The organism is Agrobacterium sp. RC10-4-1 (assembly GCF_014138475.1).
GTDB classification, from domain to species: domain Bacteria; phylum Pseudomonadota; class Alphaproteobacteria; order Rhizobiales; family Rhizobiaceae; genus Agrobacterium; species Agrobacterium pusense.
Genome location: NZ_JACJIT010000008.1, coordinates 96,272 through 113,223 on the forward strand (window position 1 = coordinate 96,272; position 16,952 = coordinate 113,223).

Genomic DNA, 16,952 nt, shown 5'->3' on the forward strand with positions numbered 1-16,952 from the left:
GATCGCCTTAGCCGTCCTTTTTCGCGACGCGGGGCCGACCAAGGGAAACGATCTTGTCCTTGGCCTCCAGAAGCTTGGTGACTTTGGAGCCGAGCGCCAGAAGAGAAGCCAGCCGTTCCGTCTCCAGCCTTTTCACATCGTCATACCAACCCGTCAGCTGCTCGATCAGCGTCTTCATCTCATCGATACGCCTCTGCGCATGACGCTCATCTTCGTTTTCCGGCGTTTCCATCAGGATTTCCCGAAGCACGCTGAGGGTCGGATCGATTTCGCGTTTCTTGCGCTCCTCAGCAAGCGTTCGCAGGATGTGCCAGACATCCTCAGGCGTCGTAAAAAAATCACGCCTGTCTCCGGGGAAGTGCTTGAGGATTGCCAGATTCCAGGCTTGCAGTTCCTTGAGGCTCATCGACACGTTGGACCGCGAAATGCCGAGCGCCTCCACAATATCGTCCGCGCAGAGCGGCTGTGGCGATATGTAAAGCAGAGCATAGACTTGGCCGACAGTGCGGTTGATGCCCCAGCGGCTGCCCATCTCACCGAAATGCAGCACGAAGGACTGAACGAGCGGGGAGAGATTGGAAGACATTTCTCTTCTTTCTGAATTTTCAGTAATTTCTGAAATTTCGATAACGCAAAAAACGACTGGCGGCAAATCACCTTTTTGACCTGCGTCAAAATGTGCAAATGGGCAGAGACGACGCTGGTATAGACGGTCCTGGGTGCAGTCCGGGCAAAATATGCGGCAGTCGCGTTGGGGGGTATGACAGGCTGGAGCATTTGCTGGCGTCCGTCACTTTCCCTCCGTCATTCCGGCCTTGAGCCGGAATCCAGCCAGCCCAAGTCCTCGGGCCGCAAGGCCTCTCTCGTCGCGCAGACGCGTGTCGGCTGGATTCCGGCTCAAGGCCGGAATGAAGTCCCCGAAGCAGTCGATGATATCGATAACATCTTTACGAGTCGCCACGGCCAAGAACCCGCCGAAAAAATGGGCGGCAAGATGACCCGCCGCCAATCGAAACGTCGGCGTATTCGCGCGTAGAAACCTTGCTTACGAAAAAGCGATCTGAACCTTCATGGCGCGGCTGCGGTCGGAAGCGAATTCGAAGGCCGAGATGGCATCGGCGAGATCAACGGTCTGGGTGATGAAAGGTTTGACATCAATCAGGCCCTTTTGCATCAATTCAACGCCGGTTGCGAATTCCTCATGGAAGCGGAAGGAACCGCGCAGATCGAGTTCCTTGGCGGTGATCGCCATCATCGGCAAGCTCATATCGCCGCCAAGGCCAAGCTGGACAATGATGCCGCGCGGGCGAAGCGCCGCGATACCGCCGGCAAGCGCCACGGCGGCGCCTGAGCATTCATAGAGAATATCGAAGGTTCCCTTGTTCGCACCGTAGGCGGCAAGCGCGTCGGGCTCGTCCTTGCTATTGATGACGCGATCCGCACCCGCCTCACGCGCCTTGCCAAGCGTGAAATCGGAAAGATCGGTGGCGACGATCTCAGCTGCACCGGCGCGGCGCGCGGCCAGAATGGAGAGGATACCGATCGGGCCGCAGCCCGTGACCAGCACACGTTTTCCCAGCATATCACCGGCGCGGCGGGTGGCGTGCAGCGTTACCGCCAGCGGTTCCGCCATGGCGGCCTCACCGGCGCTCAGGCCATCGGCCGGCACGCATTGCAGGGCATCGGCCACCAGGACCTCGCGGAAGGCGCCCTGAATATGCGGGAAAGGCATGGCGCTGCCATAAAACCGCATGTTCAGGCACTGGTTGTGCAGGCCTTCCTGGCAGAAGCGGCAGGTTCGGCACGGGCGGGATGGCGAAACCGCAACCAGACCGCCGATCTTCAGCCCATCGACGCCTTCGCCCAGTTCCTCAATGACGGCGGAGACCTCATGGCCCAGCACCATCGGTTCACGCAGCCGCACGGCGCCGAAACCGCCATGATTGTAATAGTGCAGATCACTGCCGCAGATTCCGCCCCTGGCCAGACGGAGCCGCACCTCACCCGGTCCCGGCTTTTCCTCCGGCCGGTCTTCGATGCGCACATCCTTTGCCCCGTGGGCGATAATCGCTTTCATGACAACTCCCGTTCAAGCGCGCGCCATTATGGCGCATAAAATTCTTCATCCCATTGCTGCCGCAAGATGCGCCTCGATGCACCTTGTCAGTTCGCCACCCGCCCGATACGTACCGAAAGCGGGCGCATCAGCCTTGACATCCGCCCTCAAACGGATGAATGTTATCGGTAACATATACTTTCAAGAATGCAATGTCGAGAGACTGGAGGAAACAGTGGGCCTTAATTTGTTCGATCTTTCCGGCCGCCGCGCCCTGATCACGGGTTCGTCCCAGGGCATCGGGTTGGCGCTGGCGCACGGGCTGGCGGAAGCAGGGGCGGAAGTGGTGCTGAACGGGCGCGATGAGGTGAAGCTGAAGGCGGCGGCAGCCAGCATCAAGGGTGCCAGAACGCTTGCCTTCGATGCTACCGATCACGGCGCGGTGCGCGAGGCGATCGACCGTTTCGAAGCGGAGGTCGGCGCCATCGATATCCTCGTCAACAATGCCGGTATGCAACACCGAACGCCGCTGGAGGATTTTCCGGCGGATGCCTTCGAGCGCCTGCTGCAAACCAACGTCGCCTCGGTGTTTCACGCCGGGCAGGCTGCCGCGCGCCACATGATCGGCCGCGGCCGTGGCAAGATCATCAACATTGCCAGCGTGCAGACCGCCCTTGCCCGCCCCGGCATCGCCCCCTACACCGCCACCAAGGGTGCCGTTGGCAACCTGACAAAAGGCATGGCGACGGACTGGGCCAAATATGGACTGCAGTGTAACGCCATTGCGCCCGGTTATTTCGACACCCCGCTCAACGCCGCCCTTGTTGCGGACGAGACCTTTTCGGCATGGCTTGAAAAGCGCACGCCGGCCGGTCGCTGGGGCAAGGTCGAAGAGCTCGTCGGCGCCTGCATTTTCCTGTCGTCCGATGCCTCATCCTTCGTGAACGGCCACATTCTCTACGTCGACGGCGGCATTACCGCTTCGCTTTGACACCCCAGGCCCCGATGGCCGGCTGCACCGCCATCCGGGCTTGAACGACGACACCACGACGCTTTGGGAGGAGGCCGTGATCACCATGACCGAGAAGAACAAAGTTGCACTGATCGGCGCAGGCGCCATGGGCGGGGCGATCGGGACACGGCTCATAGAGACCGGCAGTCAGCTGACGGTTTTCGATCTGGATGCGGAAAAGGTGGCGGCACTGACGAGCCTCGGCGCGCAGAGCGCGAGCACAGCGGCGGAAGCAGCGTCGATTTCCGATGTGGTCATTCTCAGCCTCAATTCGCCCAAAATCGTTCGCATCGCCGTCTTCGGCAAGGATGGCGTCGCGGCGGGGGCGAAGCCCGGCACGCTCATCATCGACATGTCTTCCATCGATCCGGAAGCCACAAAGGAACTGGCAGCCGATGCCACCGAAAAGGGCCTGCGCTGGGTGGACAGCCCGCTTTCGGGCGGCGCGCCCAAGGCGCTTGTCGGCCAACTGACGCTTATGGCGGGGGGCAGCGAAAAGGATGTGGCCGATGCGCATCGCGTGCTGCGACATGTGGCCAGCAATTACACCCATATGGGACCCTGCGGCGCAGGGCAGACCACGAAACTCATCAACCAGGTTCTGTGCGGTCTGAACTTCCTTGCTGTAGCGGAAGCGACGCAACTGGCGCTGGACGCCGGCGTCGATGCCGCAAAAATTCCGCAGGCACTGAGGGGCGGCCGCGCCGACAGCGTCATCCTGCAGGAGTACATGCCGCGTTACGTGGCCAGGGATTACCGCCGCACCGGCCGGATCGACAATATGGTGAAGGACCTGAACGGCGCGCAGGATCTCGCCCGACGCACCAACACGGCCATGCCGCTGACGGCTGTTTGCGCCGAGGTGCACCGGATGCTCACGGCAGCAGGGCTCGGTGGAGAGGACCAGGCAGCGCTTATGGAGTTTTTCAGCGGCGCAAAGCGAAGCTTTCCTGACTGATTGACCGGCAGACAGGGGATGGCAGGAGCCTGTTGATATAGTCCCTGCGAGCCATTGCGAAATTGTCCTTCAGCGAAGATGATCAGGCGAATCGGCACGGCAGTGGCCCCGATGACAGCAGACGCATGTATGCAAAGGACAATTTCCCGATGACCACCTCCGCGACAGGCACGGGAATTGCCAGTCTGACCGTTTCCGGAACCGGTTTCATTGCCGAAATCGCTTATCAAGGGGCGACGCTTCTGAGCTGGCGGCCGGTCTCTGCCGATGGCAGCGGAGGCGAAAATCTTGTCGACGGATATTCGACGCCCGCCGAAATGCAGTCCCAAAATGGCGTGAGGAATGGCATTCTCGCGCCCTTCTCCAACCGCATCCCGGATGGTCGGTTTAGTTTTGCCGGGCAGACGCACCGCATTGAGCCGGTGCTTGCCCATGAAGCCCTCGTCTTCCACGGATTTGCCAGAGCCCTGCCCTTCGTCCTCGCCCAGTCATCGGAGGAAAACGGCGCTCATACTCTCATCTTCCGTGCCGAAATATCGCCTGCGGATTTCAGCGGTTACCCTTACCGTCTCGCCATCGAAGTGGAATATCGCTTCGTCGGCCATGACGTTACCATCGACATACGCGGCATCAACCGCGACGACCGGCCCCTGCCCTTCGCCGCCGGCTGGCATCCCTATTTCCGCCTGCCCGGCACCACGTCTATCGACGACCTTCTCCTCACCCTGCCTTCGCGAACAGCAATTGAAACAAACGAGTATCTCATCCCCCTGCGAAACCCACAGGGCGGGTTAGTCAAACGGAACGACACCCTTTTTCTCCATACCCCGCTGGCCGGGCATGTGGTCGATGCCTGTTTCACCGATCTGATTGCTTCCGCGAACGGGCTTTACGAGACGAGGCTCGAAAACCCGCATGACGGTTCAAGCCTGACGGTCTGGCAGGAGCGTGGGCACATGCATGTCTTTACCGGGGATACGCTCGCACGCGACAGGCGGCGCTCCATCGCGCTCGAACCCGTGGAAACGCCGACCAACGCCTTCAACCAGGCGGAACTCGCGGATGCAATTACGCTGCAACCGGGCGAGACGCGAAGCTTCCGCTTTGGCGTCCGTTTCAAGGCAGCACGCTGATCACGGTTCGATAGCCCTCAGATATGCGTCGTCGGCAGCGAAGACGACAGTTTCACCGTCTCCATGGAGATATAGGCGGACATGTCGTAAAGCTGCACGCGGCGCAGAATCTGTTTGTAGACCGTGTCGTAATATTCGACATTCGGCAGGACGAGCTTCAGAATATAATCAAAATTGCCGGTGAGCCGGTGAACCTCGACGATTTCAGGGATGGTGCTGACTGCGGCATGGAACCGGTCCAGCCAGTCCTCCGCATGAAGGCCCGTTCTTACCAGCAGGAAAACCGTGGTCGGAAGATTGATCTTCCGCCGGTCGAGCAGCGCCATGGTGCCTGTCACATAACCTTCCGTTCGTAGCCGCGTGATGCGGCGCGAACAGGCCGATAGCGACAGGGAAACTTCCTCTGCGATATCGGCGAGCGGGGTTTCGGCATTTTCCTGGAGAATCGCAAGGATTCGGCGGTCACGGTCATCAATCATCAGTGAACAATGCACGGGTTAATGCAAGCGCGCAATAAATTTGCGACATCAGGACAGAAAGCGCGCCGAGTTTGCATCTAGGCCACGAAAACTGCGCAAAAACGCATGCCGTTTTCGTTGCGACGATGGCATTCTTATTTCAATCAAAGTTGAAAAGGGAACTATTATGAAACGGATCGGCCTGATCGGCGGCATGAGCTGGGAATCCACCGCAACCTATTACCGCATGATCAACGAGGCGGTTCGCGACAGCCGCGGCGGCCTGGTCTCGGCCGATATCGTCATGCATTCGCTCGATTTTTCCGAGGTCGTCGCCCTTCAGAAGGCAGACCGCTGGGATGAGGCCGGCGCGCTTCTGGGTGCAGCAGGCGCGCGCCTTGCCAATGCCGGCGCCGATTGTGTACTGATCTGCACCAATACCATGCATCTCGTTGCCGATACCGTTGCGAAAATGTCCGGCGTGGCGCTGATTGACATCATCGACGAGACCGCAGCCGCCCTGAAAACGGATGGACGCCGCAAGCCGCTGCTGCTCGCCACCCGCTACACGATGGAACACGGTTTCTACACGGACCGGATGCGCCGCCACGGCGTCGACGTGGTCGTGCCGGATGCCGAAGACAGGGCCGCCATCCACGACATCATCTTCGGTGAATTGTGCCAGGGCGAGATCAAGTCCTGCTCGCGTGACCGCTATCTTGCGGTCATCGAGAAGGCCCGCGCACTCGGCGTTGATTCCGTCATTCTCGGTTGCACCGAAATTTCCCTGCTGATCGATCCCGACGCCCTGCCGCTGCCGGGTTACGATTCGACCGCCATTCACGCGAAGGCCGCCGTCGGCTTTGCGCTCGGAGACAAGGCATTCGACAGAGCTGCATGAATGTGCCGCCTCTTTGCTTATTCCGGTAAACCGGTCTGGCTCGACAGCCTGCTGATCGAGCCGGAAGCCTCGCTGGTCAGCCAGTCCATGGCAGCAAGGGAAGCCAAGACCGTCGTCAATGGTGATGGTTGCGGCCTTGGCTGGTATGGCGAACGCGGAACGCCCGGCGTCTTTCGCGACACGCGGCCGGCCTGGTCAGACGCCAACCTCGCGGCACTTTGCCACCAGCTTCGGTCGGGCATGTTCATGGCGCATGTGCGATCTGCAACGTCGGGCGAAGTCTCGCGCGCCAATTGCCACCCCTTTGCGCATGGGAAATACCTTTTCATGCATAACGGCCAGATCGGTGGCTATGAGCAGATCAGGCGCGATATCGATTCCCTTATCCCCGATGACATCTATGCATCCCGACGCGGCACGGGCGATAGCGAAGCGATCTTCTTGATTGCCGCCGGCCATGGCCTTGAGGTGGACCCGGTCAATGCCATCTCTACCGCGCTGCGGCTTTGCCAGGAAAAGATGATGGCGGCAGGTGTCTCTTCCGCATTGCGATTCAGCGCCGTTCTGATGGATGGTGATTGCGTTCACGCCTTCCGCTGGTCAAGCGATGACAAGCCGCCGACACTTTACTGGCGCGGTCTGGACGAAGGCATTGCGTTGAGTTCGGAACCCTTTTCCTTCGATTGTGCTCCCTGGTGCGCCGTTCCACCAAATTCCAGCGTGACGATCCGCGCCGGAAAAATGACGACACAGGCTTTTTTCCTTCCGTAATCCCGGCTTTGCTGGCCGCATTTTCCCGGTTTCGCGGCGTCGCTTCCGTCGACCGGTGCGGCTGCCGCGATGCCTCGTTTATTTTCATTGAATTTTTGCAGCCGCGAAGGCTAGTGTGTGGTCCATGGCGTCGGATCGGAATAAGCACGATTTTCGGCTCGACGCGCAAAACGGAATATTAGAGCGAAACAGATTTCAGGACCGGTGAACCATTTAGAAGTGTTGCAGCCTCTCCCTTTCTTGCACGTTGCCCACCATCGCGACGACCGTGCAAACCCGTTCAGGAACGACCCGTAATGGGCCGGCAATACCTTCGGCGATCCTCGGAACGCAGAGTAAAAATTCTTATTTTTCATCACCCTAAGCCGTTCAACTTTCCGAAAAAATTGCTGTTGCCACACCTCCATATCGATGCATAAACTGGCATCAGCAAAGGCAACACGGATCGACCTCATCAGACCCTCTCCTCCCACCAAGGTGCTGACCGACCAATGATCAATAATCTCAACGCCGCCGATCTCCCCCGTCCCGCGCCGCGCAGTTCCAACCCGGAAATCATGGCGTCGGAAATCATCGAACGCCTCACCTACCGTATCGGCAAGGACGTCAAGGTTGCCAAGCCGCATGACTGGCTGACCGCAACCATTCTCGTCGTACGCGACCGCATCATCGACAAGTGGATGGAATCCACCCGCAAGGCCTATGCCAACAATTCCAAGCGCGTTTATTACCTGTCGCTCGAATTCCTGATCGGCCGCCTGATGCGCGACGCCATCTCCAATATCGGCCTGATGCATGAAATCCGCGACGCGCTGTCATCGCTCGGCGTCGATCTTGACGTCATCGCCGGGCTGGAGCCGGACGCAGCCCTTGGCAACGGCGGCCTTGGCCGTCTCGCCGCCTGTTTCATGGAATCCATGGCGACCGTTGATATCCCCGCCTATGGCTATGGCATCCGTTACGTGCATGGCCTCTTCCGCCAGCAGATGGCTGACGGATGGCAGGTGGAACTGCCGGAAACATGGCTTGCCCACGGTAACCCCTGGGAATTCGAACGCCGCGAAAGCTCCTATGAAATCGGCTTCGGCGGATCGGTGGAGACAATCGGCGGTTATGAAGATCCGCAGCGTTTCGTCTGGAAACCGGCCGAACGCGTCATCGCCATGGCCTATGACACGCCGGTCGTCGGCTGGCGCGGCACCCGCGTCAATACGCTCCGCCTTTGGTCGGCACAGCCGATCGATCCAATTCTGCTGGCTGCCTTCAACGCTGGCGACCACATCGGCGCGCTGCGTGAAAGCAACAAGGCGGAGAGCCTGACGCGGGTTCTTTATCCTGCTGACGCGACGCCTGCCGGTCAGGAACTGCGCCTGCGGCAGGAATTCTTCTTCTCCTCCGCCTCCTTGCAGGACATTCTGCGCCGCCATCTGCAGCAATATCCGGATTTTACTTCGCTGCCGGAAAAGGTCTCGATCCAGCTAAACGATACACATCCGGCCATATCCATTGCGGAGATGATGCGTCTTCTATGCGATGTGCACGGGCTGGAATTTGATGAGGCCTGGAAGATCACCCAGGGTACCTTCTCCTACACCAATCACACGCTGCTGCCGGAGGCGCTGGAAAGCTGGCCCGTGCCGCTGCTCGAACGTCTTCTGCCCCGGCACATGCAGATCGTCTACGCCATCAACGCAAATACGCTGCTCTTTGCCCGCAAGGAAAAGAAGATGGCGGATCAGCAGATCCGCTCCATCTCGCTCATCGATGAAGGCGGCGAGCGCCGCGTGCGCATGGGCAATCTCGCTTTCATCGGCTCTCATTCGATCAACGGCGTTTCTGCCCTCCATACCGAGCTGATGAAGGAGACGGTCTTTGCCGATCTCCACGGCCTCTATCCTGACCGTATCAACAACAAGACCAACGGCATCACACCGCGCCGCTGGCTGATGCAGTGCAATCCCGGCCTCACCAGCCTGCTTCGCGAAACGATCGGCGACGATTTCCTCGATGATGCGGAAAAGCTGACAGCGCTCGACCGTTTCGCCGACGATGCCGCGTTCCGCGAGAAATTCGCCGAGGTGAAGCGTCTGAACAAGGTGCGCCTTGCCAATACGGTGGCGCAGCGCATGGGCATTCGCGTCGATCCGTCGGCCATGTTCGACATCCAGATCAAACGTATCCATGAATATAAGCGCCAGCTTCTGAACCTCGTGGAAACCGTCGCGCTTTACGACCAGATTCGTTCTCACCCGGAACTGGATTGGGTTCCGCGCGTTAAGTTCTTTGCAGGCAAAGCGGCGCCGAGTTACCACAACGCGAAGCTGATCATTAAGCTTGCCAACGATATTGCCCGGGTCATCAACAACGATCCGGCCGTGCGCGGGCTTCTGAAAGTGGTATTTGTTCCGAACTATAACGTCTCGCTCGCGGAAATCATGGTACCCGCCGCCGATCTCTCCGAACAGATCTCGACGGCTGGCATGGAAGCCTCCGGCACCGGCAACATGAAATTCGCCCTCAACGGCGCACTGACCATCGGCACGCTCGATGGCGCCAACGTTGAAATGCGCGATCATGTCGGTGAAGACAACATCGTCATTTTTGGCATGACGGCCGATGAGGTGGCCAGAGCCCGTGCAGAGGGTCACAATCCCCGCGCGATCATCGAAGGATCGTCGGAACTGTCGCAGGCCCTTTCGTCCATCGCATCAGGCGTCTTCTCGCCGGATGACCGCTCACGATTCGCCGGCCTGATCGACGGTATTTACAACAGCGACTGGTTCATGGTTGCCGCCGATTTCGACGCCTATGCCGGTGCGCAGCGAGAAGTAGATGCGATCTGGAGTAATCCGGATAGCTGGTACGCCAAAACAGTGCGCAATACGGCGCGCATGGGCTGGTTCTCGTCCGACAGGACAATCCGCCAATATGCCACCGAGATCTGGAGAGCCTGATGAAAAAACCGCTCAATTCGGCCGACGAGAAAAAGACTGGCGACATCACGAAGGCTGAAATCGAGGCGATCAAGAGCGGTTTGCATTCCAATCCCTTTGCCCTTCTCGGCGTTCACGAAACGCCGGAAGGGTTTTCTGCCCGCTGTTTCATTCCGGGTGCCGAGGAGGTTTCCGTCCTGACGCTGGACGGAAATTTCGTGGGCGAATTGAAGCAGCTGGACCCGGACGGCTTTTTTGAAGGCCCGATCGATATTTCGAAACGCCAGCCGGTGCGTTACCGCGCCTGCCGCGACGATGCCGAATGGGCGGTGACAGACCCCTACAGCTTCGGCCCGGTTCTCGGCCCCATGGATGATTATTTCGTCCGGGAAGGATCGCATCTGCGGCTGTTCGACAAGATGGGCGCGCACCCGCTGAAGCTCGAAGGCGTTGAAGGTTTTCACTTCGCCGTCTGGGCGCCGAATGCGCGGCGCGTTTCCGTCGTCGGCGATTTCAACAATTGGGACGGCCGCCGGCATGTGATGCGTTTCCGCAAGGATACGGGCATCTGGGAAATCTTCGCGCCCGACGTCTATGCCGGCTGCGCCTACAAATTCGAGATTCTCGGTGCAAACGGCGAGCTGCTGCCGCTGAAGGCCGACCCCTATGCCCGCCGCGCAGAGTTGCGGCCGAAGAACGCTTCCGTCACTACGTCCGAACTGACGCAAAAATGGGAAGATCAGGCCCATAGGGAGCATTGGGCGCAGGTGGACCAGCGCCGCCAGCCGATCAGCATCTATGAAGTACATGCCGGCTCCTGGCAGCGTCGTGAGGACGGCACCTTCCTAAGTTGGGACGAGCTCGCCGCCCAGCTCATTCCCTATTGTACGGATATGGGCTTCACCCATATCGAGTTCCTGCCGATTACGGAACATCCCTATGACCCTTCCTGGGGTTATCAGACGACGGGTCTCTACGCCCCAAGCGCACGTTTTGGCGATCCCGAAGGGTTTGCCCGCTTCGTCAATGGCGCACACAAGGTTGGCATCGGCGTTTTGCTGGACTGGGTTCCCGCCCATTTTCCGACCGACGAACATGGACTTCGCTGGTTCGATGGCACCGCACTCTATGAGCACGCCGATCCGCGTCAGGGTTTCCATCCCGACTGGAACACGGCGATCTATAATTTCGGCCGCGTCGAGGTCATGTCCTACCTCATCAACAACGCGCTTTACTGGGCTGAAAAATTCCATCTCGACGGCCTGCGCGTCGATGCGGTCGCCTCGATGCTCTATCTCGATTATTCCCGCAAGGAAGGCGAGTGGATCCCGAACGAATATGGCGGGCGTGAAAATCTCGAATCCGTGCGCTTCCTGCAGAAGATGAATTCCCTCGTTTATGGCACCCATCCGGGCGTCATGACGATTGCCGAGGAATCCACCTCCTGGCCGAAAGTGTCGCAGCCCGTTCATGAGGGTGGCCTCGGTTTCGGTTTCAAGTGGAATATGGGCTTCATGCACGACACGCTGAGTTATTTCTCGCGGGAGCCTGTGCATCGCAAGTTCCATCATCAGGAACTGACCTTCGGCCTGCTTTACGCCTTCACTGAAAATTTCGTGCTGCCGCTGTCCCACGACGAGGTCGTGCATGGCAAGGGGTCGCTGATCGCCAAAATGTCCGGCGATGACTGGCAGAAATTCGCCAATCTCCGCTCCTATTACGGCTTCATGTGGGGTTATCCCGGCAAGAAGCTGCTGTTCATGGGTCAGGAATTTGCGCAGTGGAGCGAATGGAGCGAAAAGGGCGCGCTCGACTGGAACCTGCGCCAATATCCGATGCATGAGGGCATGCGCCGCCTCGTGCGTGATCTCAACCTCACCTACCGATCCAAAGCCGCCCTGCATGCCCGGGACTGCGAACCCGACGGCTTCCGCTGGCTTGTGGTCGATGATCACGAGAATTCCGTCTTCGCCTGGCTGCGCACGGCGCCCGGCGAAAAGCCGGTCGCGGTCATCTGCAACCTCACCCCGGTCTATCGGGAAAACTATTATGTGCCGCTGCCCCAGGCGGGGCGGTGGAGGGAGATTCTCAACACCGATGCCGAAATTTATGGCGGCAGCGGCAAGGGAAATGGCGGACGCGTTCAGGCGGTCGATGCCGGCGGCGATATCGGGGCGATGCTCGTCCTGCCGCCGCTCGCCACGATCATGCTCGAACCGGAAAACTGACAGACAGAGAGGGAGGACACCATGTCGGAAAAAAGAGTTCAGCCTTTGGCGCGTGATGCAATGGCCTATGTCCTCGCGGGCGGCAGAGGCAGCCGCCTGAAGGAACTGACGGACCGCCGGGCAAAACCCGCCGTTTATTTCGGCGGCAAGGCGCGCATCATCGATTTTGCGCTCTCCAACGCGCTTAATTCCGGCATTCGCCGCATCGGCGTCGCCACGCAATACAAGGCGCACTCCCTCATTCGGCACCTGCAGCGCGGCTGGGACTTCTTCCGCCCCGAACGTAATGAGAGCTTCGACATCCTGCCCGCCTCCCAGCGCGTTTCCGAAACGCAATGGTATGAGGGTACGGCAGACGCGGTTTACCAGAACATCGACATTATCGAGCCCTATGGGCCGGAATACATGGTCATCCTCGCCGGCGACCATATCTATAAAATGGACTACGAATACATGCTGCAGCAGCATGTCGATTCCGGTGCGGATGTGACGATCGGCTGCCTTGAAGTGCCGCGTATGGAAGCAACCGGCTTCGGCGTCATGCATGTGAATGAAAAAGACGAGATCATCGATTTCATTGAAAAGCCAGCCGATCCGCCCGGCATTCCCGGCAATGAGGGTTTTGCGCTCGCCTCCATGGGCATCTACGTCTTCCACACGAAATTCCTGATGGAAGCGCTGCGCCGCGACGCCGCAGACCCCACCTCCAGCCGCGATTTCGGCAAGGACATCATCCCCTATATCGTGAAACACGGCAAAGCCGTCGCCCACCGCTTCGCAGACTCCTGCGTGCGTTCGGATTTCGAGCATGGCCCCTACTGGCGGGACGTCGGCACCATCGACGCCTACTGGCAGGCCAATATCGACCTGACGGATGTGGTGCCTGACCTCGATATCTACGACAAATCCTGGCCGATCTGGACCTATGCGGAAATCACACCGCCGGCAAAATTCGTCCATGACGACGAGAACCGCCGTGGTTCGGCCGTGTCTTCGGTCGTTTCCGGTGACTGCATCATTTCGGGTGCGTCGCTCAACCGCAGCCTTCTGTTCACAGGCGTGCGCGCCAATTCATACTCCCGCCTTGAGAATGCCGTAGTACTGCCGAGTGTGAAGATCGGGCGTCATGCCCAGCTCAGCAATGTCGTCATCGACCATGGCGTGGTCATTCCGGAAGGACTGATTGTAGGAGAAGACCCAGAACTGGATGCCAAACGTTTCCGCCGTACCGAAAACGGCATCTGCCTTATCACCCAATCGATGATCGACAAGCTGGACCTGTAGCGCCGATGAATGTCCTTTCGGTTTCATCCGAAATCTACCCCCTGATCAAGACCGGAGGGCTCGCCGATGTTGCCGGCGCGCTCCCCATCGCGCTCGAAGCCTATGGCGTCAAGACGCGCACGCTGATACCCGGGTATCCGGCGGTGAAAGCTGCCGTGACGAACGCGGTGAAATGTTACGAATTCACCGACCTGCTGGGCGAAAAGGCCGATCTGCTCGAAGGCCGGCACGAGGGACTGGATCTCCTCATCCTCGATTCGCCCGCTTATTACGAGCGCTCCGGCGGGCCCTATCTCGACCAGACGGGCAAGGATTATCCCGACAACTGGAAGCGCTTTGCGGCGCTTTCGCTGGCGGCGGCCCGCATTGCAGCCGGCGAATTTCCCGACTGGCGGCCGGATCTCCTGCACGCTCATGACTGGCAGGCTGCCATGGCGCCAGTCTACATGCGTTATGCCGAAACGCCTGAAATTCCGAGCCTGCTCACCATTCACAACATTGCCTTCCAGGGGCAGTTCGGTGCCAACATCTTCAGCAAGCTTGGGCTACCAGCCCATGCTTTCGGCATGGAGGGCGTGGAATATTATAACGATGTGAGTTTCCTCAAGGGCGGGCTGCAGACGGCGACGGCGCTCAGCACCGTCAGTCCCTCCTATGCCGAGGAAATCCTCACCCCGCAATTCGGCATGGGCCTGCACGGCGTTATCGGCAGCCGAGCCCATGTGCTGCACGGCATCGTCAACGGCATCGACGCGGACGTCTGGAACCCGGCAACGGATCATCTGATCCATGACAATTATTCCGCCGCCAATCTCAGAAACCGGGCCCTGAACAAGAAGTCTGTCGCCGAACATTTTCGCATCGATGACGATGACAGCCCGCTGTTCTGCGTCATCTCCCGCCTCACCTGGCAGAAGGGCATCGACCTCATGGCCGAAGCCGTGGACGAGATCGTTTCCCTCGGCGGCCGCCTGGTGGTGCTGGGCGCGGGCGATGTGGCGCTGGAAGGTGCGCTCCTGGCGGCAGCATCCCGCCACCATGGTCGCGTCGGCGTTGCCATCGGTTACAACGAACCCCTGTCACATCTCATGCAGGCGGGCTGCGACGCGATCATCATCCCCTCGCGCTTCGAACCCTGCGGCCTCACCCAGCTTTATGCGTTGCGTTACGGCTGCATTCCGGTCGTCGCTCGCACCGGCGGCCTTGCAGACACGGTGATCGACGCCAACCATGCCGCCATCGCCAACAAGTCGGCGACCGGTGTGCAATTTTCCCCCGTCACGCTTGATGGACTCAAACAGGCGATCCGCCGGACCATCCGTTATTATCACGACCCGAAACTATGGACACAAATGCAGAAACTCGGGATGAAATCCGATGTTTCCTGGGAAAAGAGCGCCGGCCTTTACGCCGCGCTTTACAGCCAGCTTATTTCGAAAGGCCATTGAACCAATGATCAAGACTGTTCAGACGAAGCCCTATCAGGACCAGAAGCCGGGCACTTCAGGCCTGCGCAAGAAGGTGCCCGTCTTCGCCCAGGAAAATTACGCCGAGAACTTCATCCAGTCGATCTTCGACGCGCTTGAGGGCTTTGAAGGCCAGACGCTGGTGATCGGCGGCGATGGCCGTTACTACAACCGCGAAGTCATCCAGAAGGCAATCAAGATGGCCGCCGCTGCCGGCTTTGGCAAGGTTCTGGTCGGTCAGGGCGGCATTCTTTCCACGCCGGCCGCATCCAACATCATCCGCAAATACAAGGCCTTCGGCGGTATCGTGCTCTCCGCTAGCCACAATCCCGGCGGCCCCACCGAAGATTTCGGCATCAAATACAATATCGGCAATGGCGGTCCCGCCCCGGAAAAGATCACCGACGCGATCTACGCCCGTTCCAAGGTCATCGACAGCTACAAAATTTCAGACGCCGCCGATATCGACCTCGACAAGGTGGGCAGCTTCAAGGTGGACGATCTGACGGTCGAGGTGATCGATCCGGTCGCCGATTATGCCGCCCTGATGGAAGAGCTGTTCGATTTCGATGCCATCCGTGCCCTCATCGCCGGCGGCTTCAAGGTCGTGGTCGATTCCATGAGCGCCGTCACAGGCCCTTATGCCGTTGAGATCATCGAAAAGCGGCTTGGCGCTCCGAAGGGCTCGGTCCGCAATGCTACACCGCTCCCGGACTTCGGCGGCCATCACCCCGACCCTAATCTTGTCCACGCCAAGGAGCTTTATGACGATGTCATGAGCCCGGAAGGCCCCGATTTCGGCGCTGCTTCCGATGGCGACGGCGACCGCAACATGGTCGTCGGCAAGGGCATGTTCGTCACGCCATCAGACAGCCTGGCGATCATCGCCGCCAATGCCAGACTGGCGCCCGGTTACGCGGCAGGCATTTCCGGCATCGCCCGTTCCATGCCGACAAGTGCGGCAGCTGACCGTGTCGCCGAAAAGCTCGGCCTTGGCATGTACGAGACTCCAACCGGCTGGAAGTTCTTCGGCAACCTCATGGATGCCGGCAGGGTGACGATCTGCGGCGAAGAAAGCTTCGGCACAGGCTCCAATCATGTACGCGAGAAAGATGGTCTCTGGGCTGTGCTCTACTGGCTGAACATCGTCGCCGCCCGCAAGGAAAGCGTGAAGGACATCGTCACCAAGCACTGGGCCGAATATGGCCGCAATTATTACTCCCGCCACGACTATGAGGAAGTGGATTCGGACGCCGCCAACACGCTGGTGGCGACCCTGCGCGAAAAGCTCGCGACGCTTCCCGGCACCAGCTACGGCAATCTGAAGGTCGCCGCGGCAGATGATTTTGCCTATCACGATCCGGTCGATCAGTCCGTCAGCAAGAACCAGGGTATCCGCATCCTGTTCGAAGGCGGTTCGCGCATCGTGCTGCGCCTTTCCGGCACCGGTACGGCGGGCGCCACACTTCGTCTCTATGTCGAGCGTTACGAGCCGGACGCGGCGCGTCACGGCATCGAAACGCAGGAAGCGCTCGCCGACCTGATTGCCGTTGCCGATACGATCGCCGGCATCAAGGCCCATACGGGACGAAGCGCGCCGAGCGTTATCACGTAAGCTGGCTGCGGCGCTGCTTTCTCCTGAGAGCGCCGGGCACAATACGATGAGTTCACAAAGCAACTCGTTGGAGTGACACGTCCGCCACTCTGCTCGGCGTCATCCTCGGGCTTGCTCGAGGATGGCGGAGGAGGGTT

The 16,952-nt window shown here is 59.5% G+C and carries 13 protein-coding genes; 10 read left to right on the plus strand and 3 right to left on the minus strand.

The window, feature by feature from the left end:
• Positions 1–7 precede the first annotated feature (7 nt).
• Both FHW77_RS20910 and FHW77_RS20915 read right to left on the minus strand, forming a co-directional pair.
• Positions 8–586 carry a GbsR/MarR family transcriptional regulator gene (locus FHW77_RS20910; RefSeq protein ID WP_004437788.1) on the minus strand — a complete coding sequence of 193 codons (579 nt, stop codon included), beginning with the start codon at positions 584–586 and terminating at the stop codon, positions 8–10.
• 459 nt (positions 587–1,045) lie between these two features.
• Positions 1,046–2,077, minus strand: coding sequence for an L-idonate 5-dehydrogenase (locus FHW77_RS20915; RefSeq protein WP_044459458.1), 1,032 nt, complete (start codon positions 2,075–2,077; stop codon positions 1,046–1,048).
• Between the two features lie 214 nt (positions 2,078–2,291).
• Between FHW77_RS20915 and FHW77_RS20920 the strand changes: the two genes are divergently transcribed.
• From FHW77_RS20920 to FHW77_RS20930, 3 genes are all read left to right on the plus strand, one after another.
• Positions 2,292–3,047 carry an SDR family oxidoreductase gene (locus FHW77_RS20920; protein ID WP_044459459.1) on the plus strand — a complete coding sequence of 252 codons (756 nt, stop codon included), beginning with the start codon at positions 2,292–2,294 and terminating at the stop codon, positions 3,045–3,047.
• Positions 3,048–3,132: 85 nt separating this feature from the next.
• Positions 3,133–4,026 (plus strand): NAD(P)-dependent oxidoreductase, encoded by an 894-nt coding sequence (locus FHW77_RS20925; RefSeq protein WP_044459602.1) that lies wholly within the window; start codon positions 3,133–3,135, stop codon positions 4,024–4,026.
• A 149-nt stretch (positions 4,027–4,175) separates the two neighbouring features.
• A complete protein-coding gene (locus FHW77_RS20930; protein ID WP_111814156.1) occupies positions 4,176–5,159 on the plus strand; it encodes an aldose 1-epimerase in 984 nt (327 codons plus the stop codon).
• Between the two features lie 17 nt (positions 5,160–5,176).
• On the opposite strand, the gene FHW77_RS20935 is transcribed toward FHW77_RS20930, so the two are convergent.
• Complete coding sequence (locus FHW77_RS20935) at positions 5,177–5,638, minus strand: Lrp/AsnC family transcriptional regulator (protein WP_003508584.1); 462 nt, start codon at positions 5,636–5,638, stop codon at positions 5,177–5,179.
• Between the two features lie 166 nt (positions 5,639–5,804).
• Between FHW77_RS20935 and FHW77_RS20940 the strand changes: the two genes are divergently transcribed.
• The 7 genes from FHW77_RS20940 (at position 5,805) to FHW77_RS20970 (ending at position 16,815) form a co-directional block, all read left to right on the plus strand.
• Entirely contained in the window at positions 5,805–6,518 is a 714-nt protein-coding gene (locus FHW77_RS20940) for an aspartate/glutamate racemase family protein (RefSeq protein WP_006698095.1), read from the plus strand.
• Positions 6,519–7,289 (plus strand): class II glutamine amidotransferase, encoded by a 771-nt coding sequence (locus FHW77_RS20945; RefSeq protein WP_044459460.1) that lies wholly within the window; start codon positions 6,519–6,521, stop codon positions 7,287–7,289. It abuts the gene before it with no gap.
• Between the two features lie 491 nt (positions 7,290–7,780).
• Positions 7,781–10,243 (plus strand): glycogen/starch/alpha-glucan phosphorylase, encoded by a 2,463-nt coding sequence (locus FHW77_RS20950; RefSeq protein ID WP_022563443.1) that lies wholly within the window; start codon positions 7,781–7,783, stop codon positions 10,241–10,243.
• A complete protein-coding gene (glgB, locus tag FHW77_RS20955) occupies positions 10,243–12,450 on the plus strand; it encodes a 1,4-alpha-glucan branching protein GlgB (RefSeq protein WP_004437762.1) in 2,208 nt (735 codons plus the stop codon). The genes FHW77_RS20950 and glgB overlap by 1 nt, the downstream gene beginning before the upstream one ends.
• A 21-nt stretch (positions 12,451–12,471) precedes the next feature.
• Positions 12,472–13,734, plus strand: coding sequence for a glucose-1-phosphate adenylyltransferase (glgC, locus tag FHW77_RS20960; RefSeq protein ID WP_004437759.1), 1,263 nt, complete (start codon positions 12,472–12,474; stop codon positions 13,732–13,734).
• 5 nt (positions 13,735–13,739) lie between these two features.
• Positions 13,740–15,182 carry a glycogen synthase GlgA gene (glgA, locus tag FHW77_RS20965; protein ID WP_044459461.1) on the plus strand — a complete coding sequence of 481 codons (1,443 nt, stop codon included), beginning with the start codon at positions 13,740–13,742 and terminating at the stop codon, positions 15,180–15,182.
• A 4-nt stretch (positions 15,183–15,186) separates the two neighbouring features.
• Positions 15,187–16,815 carry an alpha-D-glucose phosphate-specific phosphoglucomutase gene (locus FHW77_RS20970; protein WP_006698100.1) on the plus strand — a complete coding sequence of 543 codons (1,629 nt, stop codon included), beginning with the start codon at positions 15,187–15,189 and terminating at the stop codon, positions 16,813–16,815.
• Positions 16,816–16,952 lie beyond the last annotated feature (137 nt).